25 protein-coding genes are annotated in these 26,921 nt (G+C 57.9%); 12 read left to right on the top strand and 13 right to left on the bottom strand.

The window, feature by feature from the left end; genetic code table 11:
• Window positions 1–176: 176 nt before the first annotated feature.
• Together HMPREF9696_RS13210 and HMPREF9696_RS13205 are read right to left on the bottom strand one after the other, a co-directional pair.
• Complete coding sequence (locus HMPREF9696_RS13210) at window positions 177–1,478, bottom strand: tyrosine-type recombinase/integrase (protein ID WP_002713525.1); 1,302 nt, start codon at window positions 1,476–1,478, stop codon at window positions 177–179.
• Between the two features lie 126 nt (window positions 1,479–1,604).
• A complete protein-coding gene (locus tag HMPREF9696_RS13205) occupies window positions 1,605–3,218 on the bottom strand; it encodes a recombinase family protein (RefSeq protein WP_002713524.1) in 1,614 nt (537 codons plus the stop codon).
• A 465-nt stretch (window positions 3,219–3,683) separates the two neighbouring features.
• Here HMPREF9696_RS13205 and HMPREF9696_RS13200 point away from each other — a divergent pair, with 465 nt between their 5' ends.
• A complete protein-coding gene (locus HMPREF9696_RS13200; protein WP_002713522.1) occupies window positions 3,684–4,514 on the top strand; it encodes a hypothetical protein in 831 nt (276 codons plus the stop codon).
• Window positions 4,515–4,921: 407 nt separating this feature from the next.
• Here HMPREF9696_RS13200 and HMPREF9696_RS13195 read toward each other — a convergent pair whose 3' ends face one another.
• The 5 genes from HMPREF9696_RS13195 to HMPREF9696_RS13175 all read right to left on the bottom strand — a co-directional run bounded on the left by HMPREF9696_RS13195 (window position 4,922) and on the right by HMPREF9696_RS13175 (window position 14,549).
• Complete coding sequence (locus HMPREF9696_RS13195; protein ID WP_002713521.1) at window positions 4,922–6,133, bottom strand: GIY-YIG nuclease family protein; 1,212 nt, start codon at window positions 6,131–6,133, stop codon at window positions 4,922–4,924.
• Complete coding sequence (locus HMPREF9696_RS13190; protein ID WP_002713520.1) at window positions 6,126–8,201, bottom strand: DEAD/DEAH box helicase; 2,076 nt, start codon at window positions 8,199–8,201, stop codon at window positions 6,126–6,128. The genes HMPREF9696_RS13195 and HMPREF9696_RS13190 overlap by 8 nt, the downstream gene beginning before the upstream one ends.
• A complete protein-coding gene (locus tag HMPREF9696_RS13185; protein WP_002713519.1) occupies window positions 8,198–10,966 on the bottom strand; it encodes a class I SAM-dependent DNA methyltransferase in 2,769 nt (922 codons plus the stop codon). The genes HMPREF9696_RS13190 and HMPREF9696_RS13185 overlap by 4 nt, the downstream gene beginning before the upstream one ends.
• A gap of 218 nt (window positions 10,967–11,184) precedes the next feature.
• A complete protein-coding gene (locus HMPREF9696_RS13180) occupies window positions 11,185–13,425 on the bottom strand; it encodes a S8 family peptidase (protein ID WP_002713518.1) in 2,241 nt (746 codons plus the stop codon).
• On the bottom strand, window positions 13,425–14,549 hold the full coding sequence (locus HMPREF9696_RS13175) for an AAA family ATPase (protein ID WP_002713517.1): 1,125 nt from the start codon (window positions 14,547–14,549) through the stop codon (window positions 13,425–13,427). The genes HMPREF9696_RS13180 and HMPREF9696_RS13175 overlap by 1 nt, the downstream gene beginning before the upstream one ends.
• 150 nt (window positions 14,550–14,699) lie before the next feature.
• On the opposite strand from HMPREF9696_RS13175, the gene HMPREF9696_RS13170 reads away from it, so the two are divergent.
• Genes HMPREF9696_RS13170 through HMPREF9696_RS21045 form a run of 4 tightly spaced genes read left to right on the top strand, consistent with a single transcriptional unit; the run spans window position 14,700 to window position 17,379 of the window.
• On the top strand, window positions 14,700–15,023 hold the full coding sequence (locus tag HMPREF9696_RS13170) for a multiubiquitin domain-containing protein (protein ID WP_002713516.1): 324 nt from the start codon (window positions 14,700–14,702) through the stop codon (window positions 15,021–15,023).
• Window positions 14,998–16,203: a ThiF family adenylyltransferase gene (locus tag HMPREF9696_RS13165; RefSeq protein WP_002713515.1), complete on the top strand. Its 1,206-nt coding sequence runs from the start codon at window positions 14,998–15,000 to the stop codon at window positions 16,201–16,203. The genes HMPREF9696_RS13170 and HMPREF9696_RS13165 overlap by 26 nt, the downstream gene beginning before the upstream one ends.
• 28 nt (window positions 16,204–16,231) lie before the next feature.
• The gene (locus HMPREF9696_RS13160; RefSeq protein WP_245259228.1) at window positions 16,232–16,600 is read left to right on the top strand and encodes a ubiquitination-like system serine protease family protein; all 369 of its coding nucleotides are present in this window, start codon (window positions 16,232–16,234) and stop codon (window positions 16,598–16,600) included.
• Between the two features lie 2 nt (window positions 16,601–16,602).
• Entirely contained in the window at window positions 16,603–17,379 is a 777-nt protein-coding gene (locus HMPREF9696_RS21045; RefSeq protein ID WP_002713513.1) for a competence protein CoiA, read from the top strand.
• A 5-nt stretch (window positions 17,380–17,384) separates the two neighbouring features.
• Here HMPREF9696_RS21045 and HMPREF9696_RS13150 read toward each other — a convergent pair whose 3' ends face one another.
• Window positions 17,385–18,647, bottom strand: a complete 1,263-nt coding sequence (locus HMPREF9696_RS13150; RefSeq protein ID WP_002713512.1) for a Y-family DNA polymerase — start codon at window positions 18,645–18,647, stop codon at window positions 17,385–17,387.
• Window positions 18,648–18,654: 7 nt separating this feature from the next.
• Window positions 18,655–19,197: a LexA family protein gene (locus HMPREF9696_RS13145; protein WP_002713511.1), complete on the bottom strand. Its 543-nt coding sequence runs from the start codon at window positions 19,195–19,197 to the stop codon at window positions 18,655–18,657.
• A 237-nt stretch (window positions 19,198–19,434) separates the two neighbouring features.
• Here HMPREF9696_RS13145 and HMPREF9696_RS13140 point away from each other — a divergent pair, with 237 nt between their 5' ends.
• The 4 genes from HMPREF9696_RS13140 (at window position 19,435) to HMPREF9696_RS13125 (ending at window position 21,816) form a co-directional block, all read left to right on the top strand.
• Window positions 19,435–19,935 carry a hypothetical protein gene (locus HMPREF9696_RS13140; protein WP_002713510.1) on the top strand — a complete coding sequence of 167 codons (501 nt, stop codon included), beginning with the start codon at window positions 19,435–19,437 and terminating at the stop codon, window positions 19,933–19,935.
• A gap of 100 nt (window positions 19,936–20,035) precedes the next feature.
• On the top strand, window positions 20,036–20,512 hold the full coding sequence (locus HMPREF9696_RS13135; protein WP_002713509.1) for a hypothetical protein: 477 nt from the start codon (window positions 20,036–20,038) through the stop codon (window positions 20,510–20,512).
• Window positions 20,513–20,851: 339 nt separating this feature from the next.
• Complete coding sequence (locus HMPREF9696_RS13130; RefSeq protein WP_040301434.1) at window positions 20,852–21,217, top strand: hypothetical protein; 366 nt, start codon at window positions 20,852–20,854, stop codon at window positions 21,215–21,217.
• Window positions 21,214–21,816, top strand: a complete 603-nt coding sequence (locus tag HMPREF9696_RS13125; protein ID WP_002713507.1) for a hypothetical protein — start codon at window positions 21,214–21,216, stop codon at window positions 21,814–21,816. Before HMPREF9696_RS13130 ends, HMPREF9696_RS13125 begins: the two co-directional genes overlap by 4 nt.
• On the opposite strand, the gene HMPREF9696_RS13120 is transcribed toward HMPREF9696_RS13125, so the two are convergent.
• Complete coding sequence (locus HMPREF9696_RS13120; RefSeq protein WP_040301432.1) at window positions 21,817–22,203, bottom strand: helix-turn-helix domain-containing protein; 387 nt, start codon at window positions 22,201–22,203, stop codon at window positions 21,817–21,819. It abuts the gene before it with no gap.
• Between the two features lie 261 nt (window positions 22,204–22,464).
• Here HMPREF9696_RS13120 and HMPREF9696_RS13115 point away from each other — a divergent pair, with 261 nt between their 5' ends.
• Together HMPREF9696_RS13115 and HMPREF9696_RS21680 are read left to right on the top strand one after the other, a co-directional pair.
• On the top strand, window positions 22,465–22,671 hold the full coding sequence (locus HMPREF9696_RS13115; protein WP_002713506.1) for a hypothetical protein: 207 nt from the start codon (window positions 22,465–22,467) through the stop codon (window positions 22,669–22,671).
• Window positions 22,668–22,817, top strand: a complete 150-nt coding sequence (locus HMPREF9696_RS21680) for a hypothetical protein (RefSeq protein ID WP_002713505.1) — start codon at window positions 22,668–22,670, stop codon at window positions 22,815–22,817. The genes HMPREF9696_RS13115 and HMPREF9696_RS21680 overlap by 4 nt, the downstream gene beginning before the upstream one ends.
• Window positions 22,818–22,857: 40 nt before the next feature.
• On the opposite strand, the gene HMPREF9696_RS13110 is transcribed toward HMPREF9696_RS21680, so the two are convergent.
• Entirely contained in the window at window positions 22,858–23,694 is an 837-nt protein-coding gene (locus HMPREF9696_RS13110; protein ID WP_002713504.1) for a hypothetical protein, read from the bottom strand.
• 17 nt (window positions 23,695–23,711) lie between these two features.
• Complete coding sequence (locus HMPREF9696_RS13105; protein ID WP_002713503.1) at window positions 23,712–24,110, bottom strand: hypothetical protein; 399 nt, start codon at window positions 24,108–24,110, stop codon at window positions 23,712–23,714.
• A gap of 284 nt (window positions 24,111–24,394) precedes the next feature.
• On the opposite strand from HMPREF9696_RS13105, the gene HMPREF9696_RS13100 reads away from it, so the two are divergent.
• Window positions 24,395–24,985 (top strand): tyrosine-type recombinase/integrase, encoded by a 591-nt coding sequence (locus tag HMPREF9696_RS13100; RefSeq protein WP_002713502.1) that lies wholly within the window; start codon window positions 24,395–24,397, stop codon window positions 24,983–24,985.
• A gap of 3 nt (window positions 24,986–24,988) precedes the next feature.
• Here the strand turns inward: HMPREF9696_RS13100 and HMPREF9696_RS21040 are convergent, their stop codons facing one another.
• Complete coding sequence (locus tag HMPREF9696_RS21040; protein WP_002713501.1) at window positions 24,989–26,908, bottom strand: type IV secretory system conjugative DNA transfer family protein; 1,920 nt, start codon at window positions 26,906–26,908, stop codon at window positions 24,989–24,991.
• Between the last annotated feature and the right edge of the window lie 13 nt (window positions 26,909–26,921).

The raw sequence follows: 26,921 nt of genomic DNA, 5'->3' as shown, positions 1-26,921 counted from the left end.
CGCGCTTTCTGCGCTTGAGGTCGGGGTCGTGTGGAGCCGAGAATTGCCCGCTATATGTACCTCTCGCATAACGCGAGAATCTCTATTCCGGTGGATGTGTGTTCCCTATCGACACGGCATTTTTATGTGTCTCCGAAGCGGCTTTCAACCAACGATGACTCGTGCGTCACGTCTCATCACGCTTGGTATGCGGTTCGCTTCGGCAACGTGACAACATTAGTTTGCTGGGCGCTTGTGAGGCCGGTGACGTGGTTGGACCATGCTTCGAAGGCTTCGCGCTTCTCGTGGGCGAAGGTATGGCGTTGATAAACGCCAACGATGCCACCGAAGGAACCCGAGACGTGATTCAAACATCGCTCAATTACGGGTAGCTGAATTCCCAAGCGCGCCATTCCCGAAGCGATGGTGCGGCGAAGATCGTGAAGCACCCACGGCGCGATCTCTACTTTCGAGGGATCGTCGCCGCCCTCCGCAGCTTCCGTTTTCGCGTACTGCAGCATAAGACGATCCATTCGCTCCTTCGAGTTGGAGAAACCGCTAGGCGGCGTTTCTCCGGTAGTGGTGAAGAGCAGTCCGGCCCTACTCTTGATACGCGGCACCGCTTCAATGATAGCCAGCGCAGCGTCGGTCAGATGGATATCGTGCTCCCGGTGGTTTTTTGCGCGGTCAGCCGGAAGCGTCCATAGACATTCTGAGCGCTTTATTTCTTTATCTGTAATGGCGCGCACTTCGTCGCGGCGAGCACCCGTCAACAGGGCGAGTTGCACCATACGGCCGAAGGGATGGAGGGATGCGGGCTCTTGGCAGGCGCGCCAAAGCCAGCGGATTTCGTTGTCGGAAAGCACGCGATCCCGCGACCTGATCGGGGCAGGCGCTTTAACGCCCGTCATGGGCGACACCGCAAGGATGTCTCGCATTAGGCACCAATTGAAAAAGCCGGAGAGAGCCGTGCGAACGTGGGTTGCGGTTGTCGTGTAGCCTTTCCGATTGATGTCATCGAAGAGGTTGAGAACATCCCGCTTCGCGATTTCACTGATCCGGCGGCGGCCGAACTTTGGCAGAATGTGTACGTCGAAGAGGCTCTTCGTAGAGGCCCGGGATCGTGGTCGGAGGCGGGAAAGGTGGCGGGCGTCATAGTCTTCGAACAGCGCTTGCACCAAGTTAGAGCTGGCTAGGCCGATAGCGGCTATCCGGCGCTCTTCAATCTTCTTCGCCGCAGGGTCTTCCCCAGCGGTGACCGCAAGCTTTGCCGCGCTGGCGCGCTTTCGGGCATCGTCCAGTTGGAGCGTCGGATAGGGGCCAAGGGTGAGCCGTCGGTCGCGTCCGGCCGCTGTATAACGGACCGCCCAACTCTTCGCGCCGGACGGCTGCACGATTAGGCGCAAGCCGGTGACCTTCCGGTCGCCGATCTCGAAGCGGGTAGCTTTGGGCTTTACTGCCTCTACGCTCAGCTTCGTCATCAAGATATTGGCGGTCATCTGCAATCTCCGGGGACGGCTCGGGGACGGAAATTGTGCCCGTTCGTTCGCGTTACGTGCCGATACGCTATCAGAGATCGAAGCGAGGAAAAACCAACGATGCCATAGGGTTAATGGGGCGAAATGTTACGTATCGTTACGCTCAAAAACATTCTCAAATTGATCTACGAATCTGGGGGTCAGGAGTTCGAATCTCTTCGGGCGCGCCATGCTCTTTTTTCCTTCCCGAAAGGGCTCTAACAGCTTGAACGGCATAGTGGTTTTTGGGGTTCGAAAACCATTTTCTGGGCAGTAGGCCAAGTGCTCGGCGAAGGTCAGCCGAAGCACCAATTTTTGAAGGGCCAAATTGCCGGAAGCCCAGAGATCATAAGGCTTTGAGAGGAAGCTCACGGCGAGTTCGAAAAGTTCGTCGAACGATCCGGGCTTCCGTCCCAATTGCTCCTGTTTTTCGACCAGCAACAGCTTCTGTTTTTCGAGTTCGAAAACGCGGCGTTCATATGCCTTCGCAACTTCGTTAGAGGTCGATCCAACGACGAGATCGATCAGCCTTGCGGTTTCCTTTTCGATCTTTTTGATTTCGTTTTTGTAGGTTTGCGTCAGTTCCGCCGTTTGAGATGCGCGTTGTTGCCAAGCGTTTTTGAACATCGCCTTCGCGAGGTCGATCAGCTTCGCGCCGGGAACCAGATGCTTGAGCATTTCGGCGAAGCTGCCTTCGAGCTCGTCCCGCCGGATCGATTTGCGATACCGTGGGCAGCCTTTGCCGAAGCACATGTAGTAGGCATGTTTCATACCGGTCTTGCTTGTCGACCAGCAGGACGTCATCGCTTTCCCACATTCCGCGCAGCAAACCGCGCCACGCAACGGAAAGTCGGAACGGATGTCGACGCGCATAGGCGCGCGTGCTACGTCGCTAATGCGGTTTTGAATACGTTCGAACGTCTCCAGCGACACCAAGGGCTCGTGCTTGCCCTTAAGCGGTGCAATGCCCCAATCTTTGTGCTCGACGTAGCCCGCGTACACGAGCTTGGTGAGCAAATCGGAGACGGCTTGATAGTGGACATCTCCATTGCGGCCTTTCCTCGGAAATGCTGGCTGCGTTTCTAGGAAGCGCTTTACTTCAGCCTGCGTCTCGAACCGCCCAGATGCGAAACCCTCCATGGCTTCCTGAATGATCGATGCGACAGGTTCATCGCGCGTGAGCAACAGCCCGGCATGGCCTTGCACGCGCGTATGACGATAACCCATCGGCGCGGCGAACGGCCAATAGCCGTTCAATACGCGTCCGAACATGCGCGTGCGGGTTTGTTCGGCGTTGAGCTCGCGCTGATGCTGCGAGACTGTCACCATCACGCCTTCGACGAGACGCGCATTCGCGTTCTCGCCGAACTGCATTTTCGGTGAGCAAAGGAATCCGCCTGCGCGCGCGATTTCCTTTTTCAGGGCCCAATGCGCTTCGTGGCCTCGCGAAAAGCGGCTCAGGTCATCGATGATGACATAGCGTCCCTCAGCCTTGTTCGCGCGGAGATACGAAATGAGGGACCGCATCGCGGGCCGATCAATCGCGCTGCCTGTCAGGACTTCTTTGAATACCTCGACAACCTCGTAGCCCATGGCGTCGGCATAACGCCGACAGACCGCTTCCTGTGATGCCAGCCCGTCGCCGCGCTTTTCCTGCGCACGGCTTGATACGCGCACATAGGCGACGGCTTTCTTTGCTTTTGGCTCTGTAGACGAGAGCATTACGAATCCATCCTTCGCGCACGAGGCCCATCTTCGGCCTGTGCGACTTCTGAGTTTGATCTTTTTGAAGTTGAAACCAAGCCTAGCACGCTCGACGAATCGACGGCCAGAGGGTTTGAATCGGAGCCCCTGCACGTATGAGCCGCGCCCCTGTCGATGACACCGACGACCACAAGCCACACCGCTTCGAGCAACGCGTCCTCCTGGGATGGCGAGAGGTCCATACCTTGGAGGTGTTCGCGGTACAGCGATGGCTCGAACTTGAGCGGGCTATATGCCTCGCGTGCGCTCGGTTCGGTGGTGTCTTTCGGTTCGGTCATCCTCGGTCCTTTCGGGCCGCAGACCGGTGGCGTCTTTCCTCCGGAAACTAGCCACTCGGATAATATAGGACAAAAATCCTATATCTGCAACTTTCTCATTCAATTCCATAAGTGAGGTTCGCGCCTCCGTATTTTCCGGGTAGCGATGGCAATTGATTGGCTCAAATCGTCGAACAAGCAGCGCGTCGATTTGTATGACGCTGTAATGCGACTGATAAAATTGAAGGAGCTGACGTGGGCCGACCTTTACGAGAAGGCGCTCAGGCGAGCTCCCAACAGTGTTGGCCCAGCGTTCAACGAAAACTTTCGGAAAGGAAAAATCAGCGCGGCGAATGCGGCGTTAGTTTTTCAATACATTGCCGATCGTCATCCGCACGTCATACCCGACTTGAACGCCGCCGTTTCGACCGCGCGGGAGTTTCGGGAGTTCCTGCTGTATTACCGGAGGCTCGGTGCAATCGAGCTGCTCCCTCGACTTATCGGGAAGCCTTTTCGCGTCAATCGCCTCGGCCCTGAATGGCACGAGTATCCCTTCGAAACCACCGAGCCTGTTTGTTTCAGGCTGGACCTTCCATACGTCTACCCGTTCGCATGCGCCCTGAACTGGACGAACGAGGGATGGTTTCCAATGGCTCTGGCCGAGCCGTCAGATTACGAGCTGGAAAGCGAAGCCCCGCCGCCGCGAATGAGAAGGACTTCAGCGTTCATCAAACCCGTGACGCAAGGAGCGCAGCACGTCTGCACGCTTCCGCCTACCGAACAGGAGGAACGTCGTCGCCGCTATGAAAACTCGTTCGTCTTTCTGGTCGGGGAACTCGCGTTGATGGAAACCGCAACTGTAAACTGGAACCGAGATCGGCGGATCAATGACGCAGACCTCGACAGCATAGCGAGCACGTTCAGATCGGAGCATCGGTCTGGTTGGTGCGTGACCTTGATCAATGCTCACGGCATAGCGCAGATCGACGACAACTAGCAGAACAGTGCGCTTCGCGCGGACTGCAAGATGTGTGCGGTAATACCCGCACCATCTTGGCAAGGGGACCCGCTGGCGCGTCCCCGTTGCATCCCCCCGGCGCATGACGCTCATCCGGCATCGAGCCGTATCGCGTCACTGACCGTATCGTCGGTCAATCACTCGAAGGACTTGGAGCTTTCCCGCTCCACCTGCACCGAACCATGGAGGACCGTTGTGGCCGATCCAGCGCCACTCGGGCCGGAGCCTCCATGCTCCCCCGAGACCCCCATGGTCATGCGTCTTGCCGCTGAACCACGCGCCGGGAGATATCGCTCTCCCTGCACCTATCGACCGAAGGGCTTTCGCGCCCCTCGGCACCACGAGCAGGCCTCGAGCTTTCCGCTCCACCTGCACCGGACCACGAATCAGGACGACTTGCGTTTCCCGGCTTTCTGCAAAGAAGCCGTCGTCGGGTCATAGACGAATTCGGTGATGCTTCCGTCTTTGATCTTCTCTACGGCCTGATCGATGACGTGGAGCGGCACAAGGAACCACTCCCTCGGCTTCACGGGTTGCCCGAAGCGGTCCGTGATCGACAAGTCGAGCCGGACGGCCCCGAACAGGCGATGGAAAATGTTTTCGAGCCGTGTGCGGTTGATGTTGAACAGCTTGTAGCTCGCCACGATCTCGACCTCGGCAAGCAGGTATGTCGGGTCCTGATCTGCCTGCGTAATACGGACCTCCACTGATCCGCCAGTCACGCCGATCTTGTGAATGAGTTGCCGATGCTTGGCGATTTCCGGCAAGTCTGACTTGCTGCGGAGCACGTAAATCGTCCCGCTCTCCAGATCGTCACCTTCGGCTTCATTGCCGAACAATGGGCCGGCAGACGGGTTCGTGATGCGGCGGCCTGCGCCGTCACGATACAGCGCCTTTTGAAGTGACCGGGCGAGCACGTTGCTTTCGGTGGCGTTGTCATACACGACGCGCAAGCGGCGATCCTTGCGGTCATACTCGGTGACAAACTCTTCGCCCGCGCTTGCGATGTAAGCAATCTGCCCGCCGACGATGAACCATTCGCCCGGCCGGATATCGGCCAGCTGCATCTCGGCCTTGTCCAGGTTCCGGGTCTGGCGGATGCCTTCGTCCAGCTCCTGCCGGACCTTTTCGAACAGCGGCTTGAAGGATTCGAAATCCTCGCACGGGGTACGGTTGGCAATCTCCTCCGCAGCCCGCTTCTCTTCGCGCGACACGACGTGCTTCAAAACGGAGATATCATTCGCCTTGGCGGCATCGACGCCCAGCTCGGCCAGTAACGCTTCGTCGTCCAGTTCATCCGGGGCCGCCTCTGCGGGCGTCGCCGCACCGCGCAGCATTCCGTATTTGTCATACGGAGCAATCAACTCGCGGCACTCAGGAAGCGCACGTAGACGGTCCAGCCGCACCGCGTACAGACGTTCGAAGATGTCCCGTTGCTCCCCATGCATCGGGGCCCGGCCATGCTGTTCATGGAAATTCAGGATGTCTTCAAAGCCCGCGATGATCCGCTCCTCGCGCGGCGTCAGCCCGCCAGCCTTCTTCGGCTCGACCGCAACACCGAGTTCGGCCAACAGTTCGTCGTCTGAAAGTTCACCCATTGGCGGCCTGCGATCTGTAACGGGCAAGAGCGGCAACGCCTTCGGCCAACTTCTTTTCCCACGCGTCCTGTGAGGTGATTTCCGGGGCGCGACCGCGCTCCTTCTTGAAAGTGAGAGCGCGCATAGCGAGTTCACGGGCTTCTTCGTAGCTCAGATTGACGCGTTTGGCTTCGATGACTGCCTTCACCTGCTTGAGCGTCTTCTCGTCCATGGCCTTCGCAAGCACGGCATATGCCGCTTCGAATGGGTTGATGTGATCGATCAGATCGATATCGAGTTCGCGCACATCCATTGCGATCTTCCGAACGCCGTCGATCAGCGCCGTATTGGAACTCTGCTCTCCATCGCCCGTGGCAAGCCGCTTCGCTTCTTGCGTCAGGTTCAGTGCAGCGATGGCATGCTGACGGACTGCTTCCTGATCTGCTTCACTCAGCTCCGGATAGCGATCCCGGACGATCTTGCCCATCCTCGCGACAGTCAGTTCTTCCGGGACAGTGTTCTCGCGGTCAAAAATGCCGCGTTCGAGAGCGGTCTTGTCCTGCACAAACGCGGTGATCACCTCGTTCAAATCCTCGCGGCAAATGCGGGTCGCCTCGGGGCTCTCCGGGGTGACAAGGCCTTTGATCTCGAAGTGGAACTGGCCCGTCGCCTCGTTGAATCCGACATTGCGCGGGTTGTCTTCCGAATAGCCGTCCGGTCCGTAGTTAAATCCATCTTTCGGCCCGGCATTCTTGGGCGTGAACTCGAAACGTGGCGCGAGCACTTGCTCCATCAGCAAGCTTGCCGCGATTGCCTTGAGCGTATCGTTGATCGCGTCGACCACGAGCGCTTCAGCCGCATCCGGCTCAGCGATCAGGTTCGTGAACCGCGAGCTTTCCTTGCCGGGGGCATCGCGAGTAGCCCGGCCAATGATCTGGATCACTTCCGTGAGACTGCTGCGGTAACCCACCGTTAGGGCGTGCTCACACCAGATCCAGTCAAAGCCTTCCTTCGCCATACCAAGGGCGATGATGATATCGACATGATCGCGGTTGTTGCGCTGCTTTGGGTCCTTCAGCGCGGCTGAGACTTTCTCACGCTTGGCCGGATCATCATCGACCAGATCGGCAACCTTGATCGTTCTGCCATTCGAAAGCTCGATCATGTGGAAGCCCGTTACCGGGTCCGCGCCCTTCCAGGTCCCGAGCGCGTCCATGATCTCTTCGACTTCTTTATGCTTGTCCTTCGTACTCTCCCGCGAGTTCACATTGGGAATGTGAACGATTGTTTTGAACGCGGGATCGAGCACGGTCATGATCGCGTCCAGATACCGGCCCGTGTAGAAGAAGTAGCCGATATCAAGAGACTTCAGATACTCATAGCCATTGAGCTGTTCGTAGTAGGTGTAGGTGACAGTCTCGAACTTGGCTTCATCTGCGGGGGCGAGCACAGGCTCTGCATCGCCCCGGAAGTAGGAACCGGTCATCGCGACAAGATGAACTTTATCGCGGGCGATGAACTGCCCTAACTGGCCGCCGAGCTTGTTGTCGGGGTTGCTGCTGACGTGATGGAACTCATCGACCGCAATCAGGCGGTGGTCGAATGCTTCGACGCCCAGCTCTTCGACGGCAAAACGGAACGTGGCGTGTGTGCAAACAAGCACGCTATCGCCGCTGGCGAGAAATTCCGCGACGGCCTTGACCTTGGACTTGGCGACCTTGGGCTCGTCGATGCCCGGCGCGTTGCACAGATTCCATTGCGGCTTCACTGTCCAGTCGGCCCAGAAACCATTCTCTGTCAGCTTCTCATCTGCGAAGCTGCCGCCGATGGACTTTTCGGGTACGACGATGATCGCCTGTTTGAGGCCCTGATTGCGAAGCTTGTCCAACGCAATGAACATGAGCGCCCGGGACTTGCCCGAAGCAGGCGGGGACTTGATGAGCAAGTATTGTTCGCCACGCCGCGCATAAGCGCGTTCCTGCATGACGCGCATGCCCATTTCATTTTGCTTCGTCGACGCGCCCGTGCGAGATGTCGTGATCGATACGGACGGCAATGTCCGCTTGTTTGTGGGATTGTCCTGCGTCATGCAGCACGCTTCGCTTTCTTCTTGGGTTGCGGCTTCTCGGAAGACATCTTCGCGTAAAGCTCAAATAATTTTTCCAGACGCTCCGTGTCGTTTCTGAAGCGACGACCAATGTAAATTCTCTCAATCTCTTCATCGTTTTGATCGTGAGCCCGCTTCAGATCATCGGGCATCGCGCCTGCCTCGTACAGTTCAGCAATCGATGCAGGGAAATGCGACTCGCGGCACAGAAGGATGTTCTGGGCGCTGCGCGCCAAATCAGTCTTGTTGTGTTCTGTCAGCGGCGGAACCGGAAACGTGTTCCAGCCGAGGGTGTTTGAATAGGAAAAATCAGTTCGCAAGCGGACACAGACAGTTGCAATCCAAACCCAGTGGATTCGGGAAGCGATCAGTGCCAGCGTCCACAGCGGAGCATCAAGCAGAGCGTATATCTTGTTGCTCACGATGGTTCCGGGCGGTAGAAGCCCGCACGGCAAGTAATTACGGTTCTCTGAACTGATGCCGGGAACAGCTATGATGACTTCCTCTCCGGTTTGCCGGACCTCGCCGAACCGATAAGGAGAATTGGCTAACACGCGAGTGGTTTCGCGAGTGCTGGCTTTACGTGCGGCGGCTACTCCGTCGAATCGACTTCTCAACCATTCATCTTTTTTCGCGATCTCATAATCCTCGTCGCGAACCCAGATGCATCGTCTCTCGACACCCTGAATGAATTCTTGAGACCCGTAGATCGGACGTATAAATCGAGATCGATCCTGATTGCCGCTTGCCGCGCGTCGTGCGTCGTCGCCATCCAAGAGCAAGAACCCATCGTCATTAGGCATGTTGCCAAACGTCATTGATGGCACAGCAGACAATGTTGAGTTCCGAGACTCTACAAAGATATTTGGCCCGGACACCAAGTAGGGAGAGATGTTGCTGACTTTCTGTGAAACGTCGTCCGTAACAACGAGCTTGTGTTTCTGGGAGACCTTCCCAAAACCGATGACAGACACCGTCACGCCAGCTTTGTTCTTTGCAAGATTGCTCCACTGAAACGAGCGGTGAGCGAAGTTGATTTCTAGACCAGCTTCCAATATCGGCCTCCAAAGTAGCGCGACCTGTCTACCTTGGTTGATGCTGTTGGTTGCCACAAACGCGGCGGCTCCGGAAGGCATTGCTCGCAAATAGTCACATGCCTTGATGAACCATCCGGATACGTAGTCCAGCGCGCCCGTGGAAACATCATAGTGCTTGAACGCCAGAACAAGATCATTCTTCTGGTCTTTAGTTTGCCACTGGCTACCTTTGTAGGGCGGATTACCGCATACATATGTTTCGATGGACTGGCTTTCAGTGAGGGAATTCTCATCCAGGGCGAGACGCCCAGTGGGCCCCGCCAAATCATGCTCCGCCAAGACCGTCGATTTGGGCGGCGGGCATACCTCAAGCCAATTTAGTTGAAGCGCGTTCGAAGAACGTATCTGCCCTGTTCGGTGTAGCGGGAGCACCATCGCCCGGGCTTCTTGCTGACTGATGTACTGGACGTCGCATTGAAACTCGGCAATCAGCAAAGCAAGACGCGCAATTTCGACAGCGAAGTTCTTGATCTCGATGCCGAAAAAGTTGTCGAGCTTGATCCAGCTCTTTGGGTCATCTCCCGTTCGACGTACAATTACATGCTCAATTGCCCGCATCTCTTTGTAAGCGATCACAAGAAAGTTTCCTGATCCGCAGGCAGGATCGAAGACGCGGATGGTAGACAAACGCTTACGCAAATTTCGAAGCTTACGTACGTTGTCGTCTGTGCTTTGGAGATGCTCTCGCAGATCGTCAAGGAACAGCGGATTCAGCACCTTCAAGATGTTAGGCACACTTGTGTAATGCATGCCAAGCTCGCCGCGCTCGCCGTCGTCGGCCACCGCTTGAATCATTGACCCGAAGATGTCCGGGTTGATCTTGTCCCATTCCAGATTGCCAACGGCGAGAAGATAGGAACGAGCGATACGGGAGAACTTGGGGCATTCCGCGCCGCCAGCAAACATGCCACCGTTCACATACGGGAAATCGTTCGCCCAGCTTTTGATCTTGGCTGCTTCACGGTCTTCAGACTTCAAGTCCATCGCCCTGAACAACTCGCACAGAATTTCGTGCGTGTTGCCGGACTGGCTGTCGGACATCTGCTCGATGGTTTTGGTGAACTGTTTCGAACGGAAGATGCCAGTGTCTTCCGCGAAGAAGCAGAAGATCAGGCGCGCAATGAATTGGTTCAGGGCCGGGCGCTTGGCGTCCTTTGCCCAGTCAGGATTGTCTTTCAGCAGTTCGACATAGAGCTTGTTCAACCGCCCCGTGGCTTTGATGTCGAATGGGTTATTCTTGATCTCCTTGACGGTAGAGATGCCTGCCAGCGGCAGGAAAAAGCCGAAGTGTTTTGCGAAGTCCTTGTAGACGCAAGCGATGGCCTCTCCGCCGATCAGGTCCTCGGCTTCCAGCGAGACGCCGTCGGTTGCCAACACGAATTTGGCTTTGGCCGATGCCGTCTTCGGACTCTCGCGCAGCGCGACGATGGTCTTGCTGACCATGCCGTCAGGGCACACGGCGATATGGATATGGTTACGCTGGAGGACACCGGCGGGCACGTCCGACGCGTTGGTGTTGCCCGTGCGAAGTCGCTTGATCGTGGTGTCCTTGTTCCCGAATGCGGTCAGGAAGGCATAGGGAAATTCACCCGGGTCAAAAGGCTGCCCCGCGAGGTCTGAAACTGCTTCTTCGATTTCTACTGCGTTCATTCCAATTCCTTGGGCTCTTAGAGCCCAGGTCGACCTGTCCAACATGCGTGTGTGCCGGCAGATGATAACGGCACCCCGCAGCGACGCAACAAAATCGCGACATGACCATAGCTAATATGGAAACTTGCAGTCCGGACCCGCAGCGGCTCGGTGGCGTCCGCCGTATTACCATGGCCGAAGGCGTCTTGACCGAAATACGAACTACTATGCATGACGTACTACTGCTGAATTTCGATTTCTTGGTTGATGACTGCGCTTTCGACGAAGTTGCCCAACGCCCGGACCGTCGAATCGTGGATCGTTTCGTCGCCGTCCGCGCCCCAAAGAGTCAGGACGAAGGCCACTTCTTGCGGACCGATCTCCTCAGCGCGGGTGCGACCAAACTGATAGAGATCACGAGCAAAGACTTGCGCAAACAGCCGGAAATGATTTCCTTGAAATTTCAACGCGTCGAATTCCCGGCTGTGGCGGCGCACAGGTTGCCATTTCGCAAGCTCCTTGCGGGCGTCCGTCTCGGCTAGAGATGACTCTTTCATCGTACCCAGCAAATTGTCCCATTTGTCTTTGCCCTTGGGGTACTGAAGGGCGGTCTGGAGCCGCGTTGCGAAGTAGTTTGATGAAGCGTGCGGCGAAACCATCGGAGAGAGTACGGCGGTAAGACGGCCACGCCCAGTCAGTTTGCCGTCCTTCACCATCTCGGGTGGGATGGGTATGCCGTTCCAGTAATACGCAGACCCCGGTGTGAGCCGCGCACGCCACGCAAGTGTGACGCTGCCGTTGTGGCACTCCCAAGGAGCAGCACCATTGAAAGGCGTCCCCCACCCGAGCCTCGGATCATGCGTATCGCGCTCTGCCGCGTTAATGAGAAGTGCTTTAACAAGATCAGGTGAAGGATCGCGCAACTTTGCGAACGTATGCGCAGCGACAGACGATACAAGCGGGGTCGCGTAACTGCTTCCCGTGTCGATGACGCCGCCAACCATGCGCAGCTCCGAAAACCATGAGAGATCAGGTTTGAGCATGCCGTCCGGCCCCGGTCCGGGAAGGCAGCGCGGGCAACCGTCACCGGGCGCACCTGTGCCACTCGCAATTCTGCCGCCGACAGAGATCGCAGCTTCACAGTCGGCAGGAGCATTCGGGCCGTCGCTATTTGACTGGCTGACATTTCCGATGGAGATGACTGGCAGGATGCCGTGCTGTCGTGCGAGCAATGTCAACTCGTGTCCGAGGTAGCTGATATCGTTCGGATTGAACGGAGCTTCTTCGTTGGCTGAAATATTCCAAACCCGCGTTTCTGGATGATCGCGGAATACCTGCATCAAATGGTCGATGAGAGCCGTAGTGTTGAATGGATGGCGACTGTTGCGGTGAGGTACCGCCTGCACCGTGCCGACCCGGCAGTTGAGTGGCGGCAGTGGGCGATTGTTATTCCAAGCATGAGCATGGACCACGAGGGAAGTCACGCCGTTCCCATGAACACGATCAGCATGAACATCCGGAATCAAGGAAGGCGTGACGCGCCACGCTTCAGCCGTCGCGTAACTCGGCGCATGAAGGCCGCCGTCAATGACCCCTACCACGGGCGCACCTGTAAGATCGACTGGTACGTCCGGATGCTGACCCACTCCAGGCTGAGCCGCGCGGATGGGACGTACTGGGTCAATTCGGTACGACGCTCCTGACGCAACAAGTTGATTCAGACCGTCGAGCGAAGGCACGCGGATCATCGTGCGAGCCGCGCCATGCGCGCGGTAGGATCGCATCGCTCGCGCGATGCTCGATTGACGCGATACCGCGAGTGGCTGTGCCCGCGCTGCTTCCTCCCGTGTCGCGAACAACTGCGGCGGCAGACTGAAAGTGGGTTGGATCGTGCCGGTATCAGCAAGAACGTTTACTTGGTCGAGCAAAGCCGTTTGTGCGGCTTGATCACGGAAGGGCGCGAGCCAAACAATGAAAAGTTTTCCGCCCTCTTCATCGTCGAGGGCCGCATCCCACATCTGCTGTAGGTCGCGTCCGCGAAGCTTCTCGTCGGCCGAATACAGACCCAGCTCTTTCACGTTAGAGATATCCGCCTGCACTTTTATGTTGGACGGATGCTCGATGACGTAGTTGAGCCGCTCCAGCTCGTCGACATCCGCCTCAATCAGGTAGCCGTGCTTGACCGGGGCGACGAGCTGGCATGCTTGCGTCGGATGAAACAGGTCGTTCGGTGCTTTTGTAGGAGCAAGCGAATCGATAAACATCCTCGCGACGAGATGCGTCTTTCCGCTGAATGTTGAAAGCTGGGCGCGCGACCCCAACAAAGCGCGGCTTGCAGCGCCGAGAACGCGAATTTGCTCAGGCAGACGCGCAACGTTGATGCTCTGCCGACCCTTGCCGCCGCGGCTTCCAGCCTTCGGTGCAGGCTCGACACGGAGCGAGAGCACAGGATTAAGCAGAGGGGTCGGACGGTCAGCCATTACGCATCCCCATCGTCATGCAGAAAATAGCTGCGCACGCCCTGCCGTGTAATGTTCAACATTCGTCCAATGTCCGCGTTGCTCAGCTTGAATCGGTCTCTGAGGATCGTGGCGGCATTTTTCTTCTGCTCTGAATCCAGCGGCTGCCGTTGCGGCAGTGTCGATTTTCCGGATTGACTTGCAATGATCGCGGAAGCGACCGTGCCGATGTCCACTGGCCGTTTGTCGATGATCGCGTGACGCCGAGCGGTCAAACCTATCGATTCGATGTCTGCGCCGGACATTCCTTCAGACAGAGGAGCCAGGATTTGCGAGATGTTTTCTTTGTCGTCATCCGCAAACAAGAAATAACGCCACATATCGGACCGAACACTGGTGCTCGGCGTGCTTAGTTCGATCTTATAAGGGAACCGTCGCCAGATCGCGGAATCAAGAAGATGCGGGTGGTTAGTCGCTCCGACAACAATTGCTGCCGGGTCTAATTCGTCCAATCCCTGAATGACGGTGTTTACGACGCGCTTGAGCTCGCCAAGTTCGTTCCTATCGTCACGCAATTTCGCAAGCGCATCCATTTCATCGAGCAACAGCAGAGCGTTCTTTCCCTGCACATAATCAAAGACAGAGCGGACATTCTTTGCCGTGTCTCCGAGCAAAGATGAAATAACCGAGTCGAGTCTCAGGACGTAGAACGGGCGATTGAGTTGAGACGCAAGATGCCCCGCGAGTAATGTTTTGCCAGTGCCGGGCGGGCCCGATAATAGGAGGCCCAAGCGTGTCGAAAGCCCCTTCTTCGATAAATCGTCAAGGTGCTGAACGTCAGCGATAAAGTCGTTGAACACCCGCCATGCGTCTTCATTTAGAAATATCGGCGTTTCCGGCCACGGACGCTCTTCGACGAGCGGCTGGCGCGACTTCGAATCGAGCGGAAGGGTTTCCGCATATCCGGAAGAACGCAGGGGAACGCCGCGCTTTCGAATGAGCGATCGAAGTTCTTTCGCTTCACTTTCATGACCGGACTTCTCCAAGTCCTTTGCAATCGCCGTGACGACCCGTCTGACGCGGGTGTAGTCGGCAGACAGGGCAGCATCGGTCAATTCAAGGAGGCTTTTTGGGTTCGTGGGCACGCAGATTCCTTTCTGAACAGTACATTGCCAATGTAAACCGATGCGTCATTATTGACAAGTGAAATCGTCTTCGTGTAAAGTGATCTCATGAATACGGAAAGCTCCTAGATCGCCTTCGAGCTAACCCGTTGAAACCAATAGGAGTTTTAAATGGCTAAAGACGACAACAATGGTCACCGCGGCGGGAATCCCGGCCAAGGTGGCAATCCGGGTCAGGGCGGCGGCGGTGGCAGCGACCATACCGTCACGATCATCGTGGAAGGCACGGCCCATGAGTGGACCAAGAAGGAAATCACCTACGACGAGGTGGTGACCCTTGAGGTTTCCGATTACGCCCAGCACCCCGAGATCACCTACTCGGTCACCTACAAAAAGGGTCAGGGTAACAAGCCCGAAGGCGACCTCGCAAAGGGCGAGTCGGTCAAAGTCAAAGACGGAATGATCTTCAATGTTTCAGAAACTGGTCAGTCATAACGAGGACATCCGTCGGCTCGTCGATAAGGGATACGCGGTCGGTTTTGACAGTAATTATCTGATCGTCCGCGATATCCTGTATCTCAACGACAAGCTGGAGCAGCAAGTCGGCGCGATTGTCACGAAACTCGTTTTCACCGATTCCGATCATGTCGTGCAGGAAGATCACCAAATCTTCTTCGCCGGATCGCATCCGTACAATATCGATGGCAGCCAGATCACCAATCTCGGCGGCGGAGCTACTACGCTCGCGTTGAGCGAAGCCGCCACTGACGTGGTTGTCCAGCGACAGTTCTCGAACAAGCCCATCGTCAACGGGCAGAAGGTGCCATTCACCGACTTCTTCGCCAAGATCGAAAGCTACGTCGGCATCATCTCCGGCCCTGCTATCGCGCGTTACGGCGGCACGGTCCTCACTTTCCGGTACGTGGAGAAGGTCGCAGACGACTCGGTCTTCAAAATTCACGACACCCTGACGAGCCGCGCTGAAATCACCGACCTAGCGGCCAAGTTCAAGAATGAAATCGTTGCGGTGATCGGTCTCGGCGGCACAGGAGCCTACCTTCTCGATTTTCTCGTCAAAACGCCCGTCAAGGAAATCCGGGGCTTCGACGTTGACCCTTTTCACTTTCACAATGCCTTCCGCTCGCCCGGACGGTTTGAAGACGCCGAATTCAAACGGTCCAAGGCGGACGTGTATCAGGGCCGGTATGAGAATTTTCGGCACGGCTTGAAGCTGGCTGCGAAGTTCGTGGACGCTTCTTGCATCGACGATCTGGAAGGCGTCACCTTTGCCTTCGTATGCGTAGACAAGGGCAGCTCGCGCGCGGGCATCTTCGACTTGCTAATTTCAAAGAAGATTCCGTTCATCGATGTCGGCATGGGGCTGAGCCGCAAGAACGGCCCCATCTCAGGCATGATGAGGGCCACGTATTATTCCGAGCAGCAGGCGCAGCAAGTCCGCGACATGGCGCTGGCGCCGTTGGCCGACCAGCCGGACGATGTCTACAAAACCAACATTCAGATCAGCGAATTGAACGCGCTCAATGCCGCGATGGCGATGATCCGGTACAAGCAGCTCAAGGGCTACTACCTTAATAACGATCCGCTGTCGTTTAATTTTCTCTTCGGCATCGATGACTGTAAGATGATTGTCCGGTCGAACCAAAATGAAACTTAGCAATCTCACACTCCAGCACGTCGAGTACATGCCGAAGCAGCTTGAGCCCGGTATTCTCTACGTGTCTGAAAAATTCAGCACTGCCGCACATCTGTGCGCATGCGGATGCGGCGAGAAGATTCGAACGCCCCTCGGCCCTACCGAATGGTCGGTCAAAGAGACGGCGGGCGGACCGAGCGTCTGGCCGTCGGTCGGTAATTGGCAGAAGGCGTGTCAGTCGCATTACGTCATCCAGAATGGACGCATCGTTTGGTACGATCAGTGGTCGGCAGCGCAGATTGCAGCCGGACGCCGGGGCGAGCAGGAGCGCAGAAGGGCTCATTACGACGCCATGTACGCGCAGAAGGGCTTGTGGCAACGCCTCTGGCAGTGGATCAAATCGCTATTCGGCTCCTGACAATGAAGTTCGCGGATATCCAAGGAAAACGTAGCGAAGCTCAACCTGGGCTTTCGGGCGAATGCCCGTCTTGTGGGGCCGCTGTTATCGCCAAATGCGGCGACTTGAGAGTGTGGCACTGGGCGCATCGGGGCGTCCGCGTCTGCGATCCGTGGTGGGAGTCGGAAACAGAATGGCACCGGGCATGGAAAAATGAATTCCCTCCCGACTGGCAAGAGTTCATCCAGTTTGCGCCGGATGGCGAGAAGCATGTCGCAGACATAAGAACGCCCGGCGGGATGGTAATCGAGTTTCAGCACTCTTTCCTGAAGCCTGAAGAGCGCGCCTCGCGGGAGGCGTTCTACGGCAAGATGGTCTGGGTGGTGGACGGACGCAGGCGCAAGCGCGATGTGGCGCAGCTGCTGAAGACCATCGGGCCGTGCGTCTTCGCCCGCCCGCCGTACATTCTTCATGTCACCAATCACGAAGAGTGCGCCTTGCTTCGCGATTGGAATGCGAGTCCCGTGCCAGTGTATTTTGATCTAGGCTTGCGCGAAAAAGACGGAAGCCCGGTTTTTTGGCGACGCGATCCCATCAGCCGGGATGGCAGAATCTACCTAACGCCTGTGTCCAAGGCATCTTTCCTCAAAGTGCACCTTGAAGGGCTCGATGCCGAACGGCAGTTCTCGGAAGGCGTTGCGGTGATTGCTGACAGTCTGCGCCGCGCCGCCCAGCGGCCACAGGCCTTGCCGCCCTTTCAGCAATACGGTGCAAGACAACGCGGTTTCCGGCGGTTCTAGCAACATCAGACGCGAAGCAGTTCATCCCAGCTTGTCGTGTATCGCGGCGAGATGTGGTCGCGGCGCAGCTTCCACGCCTGCTGCCTGCCAGCCGATGCGTATGTCAGCGTGCCGCGTCCATAATGAGCGTTCAGCCCGTCGAGAGCTTTCATGAGGGACTTGGACCGGGCGTTGTCCGGTTCGGTCCAGAGGTCGCCCTGCACACGCGAGGCCGGGGCCAAGTCCAGCAACATCACGCCCGCTTTCTTGTAGCGGAATCCACTCTTGTAGATCGCGCGGATGACACGGTTAGCCGCTTTCGAGAGAACAGCTGTGTCGGCAGTCGCGACGGGCAGCCGGATAGCACGGGACACGTTGTACTGCGGATCGGTGGGCCTGAAGCGGTTGGTCTCCACGAACACCGACACATGCGCCGTCGCCAGACCCTGACGGCGCATCTTTTCAGCAGCGCGGGCCGCATAGCTCGCAACTGCTTCCTGCATTTCCTGCAACGTCGTGACGGGCCGCCCGAACGAGCGCGAGGCGATGATGCTCTTGCGGTCTGGAATATGATCTTCCAGCTCAATGCATGGCACTCCTCGCAGCTCCAGCACCATGCGTTGCATCACCACGTTGAACCGCTCGCGGATGAAGGTCGGATCGGCGTCGCGCAGCTTGAGCGGGCTCGTAATTCCGATCTCTTCGAGACGTTGGGCCATGCGGCCTGCAACGCCCCACAGATCGGTCAGCGCCATGCGGGAAAGGGTATGCTCGATTTCCGTCGCTTCGTTCATCACGTAGACGCCGGCACGGTCGGCGTCTTTCTTGGCGAAGCGATTGGCGACTTTTGCGAGCGTCTTGGTCGGGGCAATGCCGACCGATACGGGAATTCCAGTCCATAGCTGGACGGTCTGCCGCAGATCGACGGCATGTTCGTGAAGCCGGGATTCAAATCCGCCAAGCCCCAGGAACGCTTCGTCGATGGAATAGATTTCCAGATCGGGCGTGAACTGCGAAAGCACGTTCATCACCCGCCCGCTCATATCCCCGTAAAGCGTGTAGTTGCTGGAGCGGACAATCACCTTCTCCCGCTCGAACAACTGGCGGTTCAGATGCCACGGGGCACCCATTTCGATGCCGAGCGCCTTTGCTTCGTTCGAACGGGCTATGACGCAGCCGTCATTGTTGGAAAGCACCACCACGGGCTTGCCGCGCAGGGCGGGCTGAAACACGCGCTCGCAGGACGCATAGAAATTGTTGCAATCGACGAGCGCGAATGTCGAGGACATTACGTCCTCACAGCATACGGATGGACTTGGTAACGACGCCCCAAATCTCGAACGACATTCCTTCCGTGATTTCCGTGTCTTTGTAGGAAGGGTTCTCGGCCTGAAGCCAGATGCGGGAAGCGCGGCGGCGGTAACGCTTGAGCGTAAAGCCGCCATCGACCAAGGCCAGCACGACCTGCTTGTCCTTCGGCGTCCGCGACCGATCAACGATGGCAATGTCGCCGGGGAAGATGCCAGCCCCGATCATGCTTTCGCCCGCCACGCGCACCGCGAACGTGGCTGCCGGATTCTCGATCAAGAGTTCATTGAAGTCGAGCGGACGGTCGATGTAGTCGTCAGCCGGGGATGGAAATCCCGCCGGGACGCTTGCGCCTGCGAAGTGAACCCTGCCTGTCGTGCGGCCCTCGACATCAATCAGACCGTTGATGTCGCCAGCGCGGAGTCCCCGTGCGGCAATCACCCTTGCCATCTTGGCGACATCCACGGGCAGCCGCACGACCGTGGTCGGGGGTCCCGAAGGTCTTCCGACCCGCCTTGTTACCTGTGCCATGCTGCCTCCCGAATTTCTGTTACAGATATTCGAGGGGACTTGGGCCTATGTCCAGCCTGTCATTATTCCGCGAGGCAAATCGGGGCCTCATCAATCAATGACCTTGTGAACGCTGGGGACAAATTCAACGAATCGGAGGGCCAGACCCGTGCCCGATGGAACAATTACAACTCTGGGACCGTCGCCCCGACGGGCGTGGACATCCCAATAATCGAAAATGACGACACCGGGATTGCAATGACCGAAATTACAGATTGGCTCCGGGCGAGGGTTGGAGGTTTCGCGCAACTCGCACGCGCCGAGCTAGACGCCATCTCCGATTTCGCCCTTCTGTGGGGTCTCTTCGAGAGCCGCATTCTGAACAAGCGAGGAAACGCGACCGCGATTGTGAGCGCTGTGACCCGGTGGCAGACAATCGGCGTATTGGACCCGACGATCTTGAACGAGGAACTCGCTTATTTTCAACAGCGCTACCACGATGGGCAGGACTTCACGCATCACTTTTACGGCCTACTGCTGAGGGGGCCGGATCATACGCCGATGATGAAGCGCGTATTGAGTGGCGTGGAAGCTGATCCTGTCGCTCGCATCTCCGCCGCGCTCATTGTTGTGCTCCGTTACCGGAACAACTTGTTCCACGGCGAGAAGTGGGATGACGTGCTGGCAGGACAGTTCGATAATTTCACGCACGCAAACCGGGTTCTGAGGAAGATCCTCGACCGGTACGGCAACCTCTAACGATGCTTGCCTTCAGAAACGATATCGAAAAACGCGTTCAAGAGACGTTGCGCGCGGACTCCGGTTTTGCGAGTCTGGAGACGTTTCGTGCGGAGGATTAATGACCAACATCGACCGGCGGTCATTTGGTATGGCGGCAGCAGGCGCGGTCTTCGCACTTCATAGCGCCGCGTTTTCCGCCTCGGCGCGGAGTGTGTCGACCATGGCCTCCAAAGTCGCCGACATGCGGCATGCCATGAAGCTGTTTGAGATTGCTTTCAAAGGCGACGAATACGGCAATTCGTACCAAGCGACGGTCGAGCACGCAGTTGACGCGGTTGAGGCCGTGTTCACGACGCCGCCGGCCTCCGCTGACGAGGATGACGCGGTCATCGAGGCGTTGGAGGCCTATCGGCAAGTCGCACCATCATGGTTCTCTCTCCAGACCGCCCATGATCTGTTTACGCCCGCGCGATATCGCAGTTATGCGCTCGACCGGCTACGGGACGGGCTGCTCAGCGACCCTGATGAGGAATTCGTGAAATCAGGCATGCCGTGGTTCTTAAAGGCGATGCGTCAGGGTCAGATTGGTACTTGAATTCGGGCGCGTCCTGACGGACCGGGCTCTATTCAAGCGAACGCTTTCACCGAGCCAAGCCGTTGCCGCCAAGATGCGGAACGTTTGTCTCGGCCATCCGGTGACGATCCCTCGCGCGAAAAAAGAAAGAGGGGCGTGCCGCCCCAAGCCGTCAAGGCGACCCTCCGGGCGAAAGACAAAGGCCCGTGTCGTCGCTTCGCTCCAGCCCGCGCCAAGCCTTTGCTTTCGGCCTGTGACGGCAACCCCCCGCTCATTGCCGCGTGGCTAGTCGGTTGCATGTGCAACCCGATAAACAAGGCGAAGAAGATGAGGCATAGAAGAAGTACCATCGGCAGGGAGATGCGGTCACGCATCCACGATCTGCACCAGTTGTGGGAGGCCTACCAACTCGAATACGAGGACTCCGGCGTCGAAACGATCTTCAATTACGGCCTTGCCTTCGACTACGTTGCGCCGGGAACGTTCGGCGATCAGCGCGAAGGCTATTTCCGCTTCCAGCTTTCTTGGGGCGGCCCGTCCGATGAATTCCGGTTCTTTGTCAATCTCGACCATTCCTGCCACCGCATCGAATACTGGTTTCTCGACTGGTTCGACGGCACTTCCATCACCTGCCGTGACGGGGATGAGTCCTTTCTCCTCGAATTGTGGGAGCTGTTCCGCGAGGTCGGCAGCGTCGCGCAGGCCCTCAAGGAGCGCGTGCAATGAACCAGCTCGGCTTCGATATGCTGCTGGCGCATGCTGACCAGCAAAACCGCGACCGCGCATGGATGCGCGAAACCAGACATCTGCCCGATCACATCGACGAAGGTGTTGCGCTCTATCGCTCCATGATAGAGCAGCATCACCAAGCCATGATGGATGGCAATATCGACATCGTTATGGGTATCCGCGAGGAAGCGCGCCTGTTGGCGCGGCGTCTCAACAACGGTGAAATCGGCTATCTCGCCGAAGGCGCACCCGGCATGGCGCTGGAGGCTGAAACCAAGGCGACTGACGGCGCGGTCCCGCTGTGGGGCCAGACAGGATCCTTCGTCATCGACGTCGACGGCATGCGCGTGCGCATCGAGATGGGCGGCATCTTGTCTCTCGCGTCCAGCGTCAGCTTCTGGCCGGGGTTTTCAGCGAATATCGTTGACCTCGACAAGCCCTTCTTCAGCGAGACCGGGTACCAAAGCTTCATTGGTCTTCAAGCCGCAGAAGAAGCCGGGCTGACGCCCGACGCCTTCACCGCAAAAGTCATCGCATCCTGCGTTGAAGAAAAACGCCGAGCCAGCAAGCGGCGGCGCACGCGCGGCGCGGCCTAGTCAGCCCCTAGACGCGCTGTTGCAATCTGGCGAATAGGCAGCCATTTGAGCGTTCGCGGCAACCTGCCGCGCGCAGGCACGCGCATACGCCCGAATGATTGTCTCGTCGCGGTTGCCAAGTTGGCGTCCGATTTCAGAAGCAGTCGCGCCCGTCTTCGTGCAGGCTAAATAGGCGGCCCACACCCGTGCCCGGTGCACATCACGCGAACGGCGCTGCGAACAGATATCGCGGACCGTCACCCCGAATGCCTCGCTGACGGCTACCATCACTTTATCAACCCGCGCTCGCGCATCTTGCGCCCGGCGCGGCGCCGGCACGAACGCCGCAACACCCAGTGCCGCCGCGCCGGCCAGCACAGTCCGTCGATCCAGTGGGCTCGTCTTCATCCGATACCATCCTTCTGTGGCAGGCGGTTTTCCCCGTTCGCCTGGACGCATCGCCTTATTCTTCGATGATCAGGTCTCAATCGCTTCCGGCCTTTCTTGTCGGGTTCTCTTACGCGGAGCCGGGCACGGTTCAACAGGCCGCCCGATCCATTCGCTGCCGCTCCCGTGTTGCCTGTATGACCCGCGCCCTCGTTGGCTGCCGCTTTCGTCGTCCCCCGCAAGGCCGGGCAATCAAGCCCGATCCGAAGCAAGGAGATGACAATGTCCAAGAATACGAACGAAACAAAACGCCCGACGCACCTCGTCTGGCAGGTTATCGGTGAAGGCGAAAAGAGCCGCTGGACCCGGATCGGCGCAGGCTGGCCCAACCGCGATGGCAAGGGACTGTCGCTGAAGTTCGATGCCTACCCGCTGTCGGGTCGCATCGTGGTGCGCGAGCACGAGCAAAGCGAAGGAGCTCAGTCATGAGACGCGAGGAAACCATGACGCTCACCCTTGCCGAAGTCGAGCAAATCTTGATCTTCGCGCTGGATAAGGAGCTTGATGAGATCGACGCAGAGAAGTTCTGGGAAGAAGCCAAAGCTCGCTATCCCCACGGGTTCCGAGACTTTTGATCTGAACGCGAAGCCGCCGTAAGGCGGCTTCGCCCTGCTGTCAAAGCTTTGGAACGGTTCCGCGGGTGCTGTTCTGCAGGTCGCGGATATAAGCGTTCACGTATTTGAAGTCGGCGGTCATGTTCGCCTTGAGCCGCTCGTTATCGTTCAACGTGAACACCATGCTCTTGGCGTGGTCGCGCGATATCCCGAACGTCACACTGATCTCCAGCAGCCCGTCGCAATTACCGCTCTGGTTCACGTTGGGCAACTGGTTTGCGTCGCTAAAGACATGCAACGACGTCTGGCACGTGATCGGACTGGGCCGAGCGGGCGCGAAAGGTTTGGCCTCGTCGTACTGATAGCGGAGCACCGTCCCAGACTGGCTCGGGAACGTTTGCGGATCGGAGCCCATCTTCGCTTTTAGTTGCGCGAGGATGTCGCTAAGGCGCGGCTGATCGGCTTCCGCCCATCCCGTGTATCGCTGTATCGCCACCACTTGCTGCCCCGACGACGGGGCGGTCAGGTACACATGAATGGACTCCTCGGACGTGTTTGCGCCCGAGCCTTTCACCTGCCTGGTTAGAACCAGCTTCGCCACATAAGCCGCGGCGACCACGGTCGACGCACCCGGGACGCTCATCCTGAAGACGCGGCGTTCTTCCTTGATGCCGTTCGAGGACCCCGGCGCGCTTTCCGCCAGTAGGGCATCCAGCTTTTTCTTGGCTGCGATATAGCCGTCCCCAATCTCAATGCCGAGAATGTCGCCGCTACTGCGCGGGATGAACATTCCTTTCGGGACATCGATGATCTGCTTCCACTCGATATCCTGTTGCTGCGCTTGCGCGAACCCGAGACTTGTTAGCAGCGCGGCTGCCGCCGTGATCGTTGTACGCATGACCGGTCACTCCCTTGCTACCAGCCAGTGTGCTGGTTCGAGTGCCCCGGCGACTGCCAGTTCCCGGGGAAACAGCGCGAGACGCAGATTTGCTCGTATGCGCCGTCCGGGTCGCGCTTCCAGTGCCACTGTGTAGCGGTGGAGTCGTCGAGCCTTCCCGACAGATCGGCGATGCGAACAGGCTTGGTCACAAGCGTTCGGGATTGTTCGTCGACGGCTTCGACCAGCACCTCGTCGTCACTCATTCCGAAATGCTTATGCAGAAGTGTTAGGCCGAAACGCTCCAGGCATCCGTGCCGCGCCAGCACCTCGCGGACGGCAGTAAGGCAGGCTTCGTCGTGTCCGCTGAGCGGCGGCACGTCGTGGATATCAGGCAGGTGGTTCCATTGATCGGCTTTGGGGGCAGCGAGCGTCATTTGACGAACTCCGGTAGCGGTCGTCTCGCCATGCCCCGGAATCAAAAAAGCCTTGAGGTCATCCCAAGGCTTTCGATGGATGCGTCACAAGCGTTCAACAGAATTGCCTATTCTGTCGCACCTTATCGAAACGCCTAGCGATCTCGATTGATCCCGAGTCCTCACCGTGATATCGATGACCTGCTGGTCGCGCCGGAAGGCCCGGAATTACTGCGTCCCAGACCATTCAACAGAATAGGCAAGACTGTCGCACTTGATCGGCGAGAGCCGATGAAGGAGCGGCGATGCGCGCATCCCCCCATACCAATTCGGCCAGCCTTTACTCCGCTTTAGGTCGCCGAAAATACCTGACGCCGGCCGAGCGGCTACGGTTCGTCGCGGCGTCTTGGGAAGAGCCGCGACCGCAGGTTCGGACCCTTTGCCTCGTTCTGGCATTCACCGGCTGCCGCATTTCCGAAGCATTGGCCCTGTTTTCAGCTTCCGTGGAACGGGATGAGGCGTTTATCGCGATCCGCTGTCTCAAGAAACGAAAACGCGTTCTCGCTATCCGGCAGGTGCCTGTCCCGCCATGGCTGATCAAATCGATCAGCGACGTCCATTGCCTAGGCTGTCCCGGGACAAGATTATGGACCTGGTCGCGCAGCCGGGCTTGGCAACTGGTGAAAGCCGTCATGGAAAGGGCGCAAATCTCGCCGGGCATTCATGCCACGCCAAAGGGACTAAGACACGGGTTCGGCGTGCACGCTGTTAGGTCTGGCGTGCCGCTGAATCTCGTGCAGCGATGGATGGGACACGCAAGCCTCGCGACGACTGCAATCTACCTTGAAGTCATTGGCGACGAGGAGCGCGAAATAGCTCAACGCATGTGGCAATGAAGCTTATCTTAACAACATCGCTACGAACCCCCACAACCCGATACACAAGGGAGGAGCCACTACGGCGGCGACACCAATGCGGACGCACCGCGCGATGAAGGCCTCCCGCTGCTGCGCCACCACGCGGTCGCGGATGCGATTATTGTGCACCATTCGGTCGTTCTCGGCCTTTCGCTGCGCAGTAAACTCGGCCAGCGCTTCCTTTTCTTTTTGCTCTTCGCGAACGCGCCATATGACTTGCTTGGGCGGCGGCGCACTGTGCGCCCGATGTTTGTCATAGCAGGCGGAGAGAGCGAATTCCCGGAAGTACGGCGTGCGCACCAAGGCCATCGGCTGATAACCTGACACGAGCGCAATCGCCCGCATTGACTCGGGATTGCCGAACAGCCTTCCGACCTCATCCGGCGTTATCAACGCTCGTTTGTGCAGCGTCTGCGAAATGCCGCGCGTTTGTGAGAAGCTGCTGCCGTCCGTAACCGACTGTGACGCGCCGGTCGACCTGCCGACCGTGATCCCGCTCGAAAGGTTGTTGCCCGTGTGGGAAAAGCTTACCGATGATCCGGAATTGACGCTTGTCGAGTTCGACTGCGACGAACCCAAGGATTCGCTAATGCTCGCAACGTTCCGCACGATCTCGCGCTCGCCGATCGAACGCGAGATATACTCGCGCGTGAAATTGTCGTCATTGCAGAAGAATAGCTTCACCCCGGCATTCGCGACCAAGGTCTCCCAGTTGTCCTTGTAGAGGTCCTTGAGCTGGGCAAGGGTTTGCGTCACAAACACGAGCTTGACCCCGAACCCCGCGATTTGCGCGGCGGCATTCTCCAGCACCCGCATGCGCTTCAAGGCGGGAAACTCGTCGAGCAACATCAGGACCGGGTGTCCGCAGGCGGGCTGCATTTCGACCCGTTCCATTTCCGTTACGACGAGCGTCGTCATCATGCGAAGCCACCGAAAATGCGTCTCCATGTAGCGTTGCGGGAGAGTGATATAGAGACTTGTCCCGCGCGGGTTCGTCTTAAGTTCGCTCAGCTTGAATACCGATGAGGCCAACACCCGCGCCATCGCCGGGCTGTCCAGAAAGTCCGTATTGGTACGCGCGACTTGCGCCACCGATCCAAAGAGACGCGGGGAGGCCTCTTCCATATGAGCCAGCATCTCACCGGCGCGTGATATCACCCCGCTCATCGCTCGATTACGCTTCATGGCGTCAAACAAGAGCGCGAAACCAGACGTTGACCGCCTGTCGCCATTCAATGCAGCGAGGTCTGCGGCTTCAGCGTCGCCTGCCATGATTAGCTTGCGAACTGTGATCAGATTACGATTCGCGTCTGGAAACGCCGGCCAGGTCCGGACATGCAATATCGTCGCCTTCAAAAACGCCCGCGCAGACTCATCGAAGAACGGATCGTTTGAGTTCTCTGAAATGACAAGCGCTTCCGCAATGCGGGCCGCTTCGTCGACCGACTCTTCATCGTTCGGATCAAGGGCATCGAGCGGGTTGAAAGAAGCGTGATTGCTGGCCGGCAAGCGCGTTTCGTTGAACGGGTCGAGCAACCGAACGGTTTGCCCGAGTCCATCGCAATATTCGGAGCCGAAGGCGCGCCGCCGCGCGGTCACGACGGCGTTCTCTCCTTTAGGATCGATAACGACTGCCGAGCCCGGCCACATGCAAAGGTTGGGGATTATAAACGAAACTCCTTTGCCGCCACGCGTCCCGCAAGTGAGGAGAACGTGGCGGTCGTCGCGGAGGCCAATTAGTTCTCCAGTCTCCGAGCGACCCAGCCAAAAATCCCCGCTCTTGAACGGCCCGAAGGCGCGGCCACCGCCGCGATGCCAGTCCGCCGTTCCTAACTGCATGTTGGGCGGTTCATGCGTAACCGGTAGCCCGCTGACATTAGCCAATAATAATTGCCGCCTCATGGCGTTCCTCACA

It is taken from the genome of Afipia clevelandensis ATCC 49720, from assembly GCF_000336555.1.
GTDB classification, from domain to species: domain Bacteria; phylum Pseudomonadota; class Alphaproteobacteria; order Rhizobiales; family Xanthobacteraceae; genus Afipia; species Afipia clevelandensis.
The sequence above is the reverse complement of the archived record's forward strand: the minus strand, read 5'-3'. Positions and strand labels throughout refer to the sequence as shown.